Below are 1,369 nucleotides of genomic sequence, written 5' to 3' on the forward strand. Positions count from 1 at the left end.
CGCTTGACCAAACCCTCATGATGGTGCATTTTAAGCAATCCCTCAAGCTGACTCATGGTATCCAGACCAACACCGACCATAATGAGCAATGAAGTACCGCCCATAAGGTACGAAATTGACGTTGGAAACTTGAACGCCCACTGGATAAAGGTCGGAATGACCGCTATCAGGGCTAAATACAAAGAACCGGGAAGCACAATGCGGTTTAGGATTCTGGTAAGATACTCTTCTATCTTCTCCGACCTAATCCCGGGAATGGAACCGCCGTTTTCCCGAATCTGTTTGGCTATTTCTATGGGGTTAAGCGAGACCTGCGTATAGAAATAGGCAAAGAAAATAATTAAAAGCACATACAATATGTTGTAAAGCGTTCCTCTTGGGCTTAACATTTGCGCCGCTTTTGCAAGCCATGGCACATTACCGCCGACAGTTTGGGCGATTTGCAAGGGGAACATCAAGATTGACGATGCAAAGATGACCGGTATTACTCCCGAAGGATTAATTTTAAACGGAATATAAGTATTCTGCGCCCCGTACATTTTTCTGCCGACAACGCGCTTTGCGTAATTTACAGGTATTTTTCGCTGCCCCTGCTGTTCAAGTACAACCAGCGCGACTACGGCAATAAACATTACAAAAACGATAACGACAAATACAGGGTTAAGAGTTCCCTTCCTCATCATATCTATTAATTCGTAAACAGCATGGGGAAGCCGCGCTACGATACCCGCAAAGATTAACAGCGATATTCCGTTGCCAAGACCGCGCTTTGTTATCTGCTCGCCCATCCACATAAGGAACATTGTCCCCGTTGTAACAGTTAGCATGGCAATTAACGTAAACGCTCCCATACTGATAAACAGAAGATTATTTACACTGCGTGAAATAGCCTGCTTCATATCGCTTTTCAATTTCGCCAAGATTGACAATCTGCCATTCCTGCTTAAACGGATAATTGGAAAAGCCTCTGTGGGCAAGTCGTCTGTACAAAGGCATCTGTCCGCCTTCAAAGCCGACATAAGTCTTTCCGCCTGAACGGGCTTGCTGACCTTTGTTGCCTTTTCCGGCTGTAGTTCCGCGACCGGAACCTTGACCTCGACCAATTATTCTTTTTTTCTTGTTTGCGCCTACAGGGGCGTGCAAATCATAATCGTGTGCCATTATTTAACATCCTCTACTGATACTAAATGAGAGACTGCTTTTACCATTCCCAAAACAGCCGGGTTTTTTTCCTGCACAGTACTGGAGCCGATTTTACGAAGCCCAAGAGAACGGACTGTAGCTCGATGTTTCGGCAAAACGCCGATTGTACTGCGTACAAGACTGATTTTTATTTTCGCCATATCAACCCCACAGCTCACTCAGGGAT

1 protein-coding gene and 2 pseudogenes are annotated in these 1,369 nt (G+C 45.3%); all 3 read right to left on the reverse strand.

The annotated features are described in order from the left end of the window. Positions 1-836: pseudogene (gene secY, locus ACYVTD_RS12890) on the reverse strand (preprotein translocase subunit SecY); the annotation flags it as partial. A 52-nt stretch (positions 837-888) separates the two neighbouring features. Next, positions 889-1,161: pseudogene (gene rplO, locus ACYVTD_RS12895) on the reverse strand (50S ribosomal protein L15); the annotation flags it as partial. Next, a complete protein-coding gene (gene rpmD, locus ACYVTD_RS12900) occupies positions 1,161-1,343 on the reverse strand; it encodes a 50S ribosomal protein L30 (protein WP_461248147.1) in 183 nt (60 codons plus the stop codon). The gene rpmD and the pseudogene rplO, both read right to left, overlap by 1 nt. Between the last annotated feature and the right edge of the window lie 26 nt (positions 1,344-1,369).

The sequence above is a fragment of the Treponema sp. R6D11 genome, from assembly GCF_054786075.1.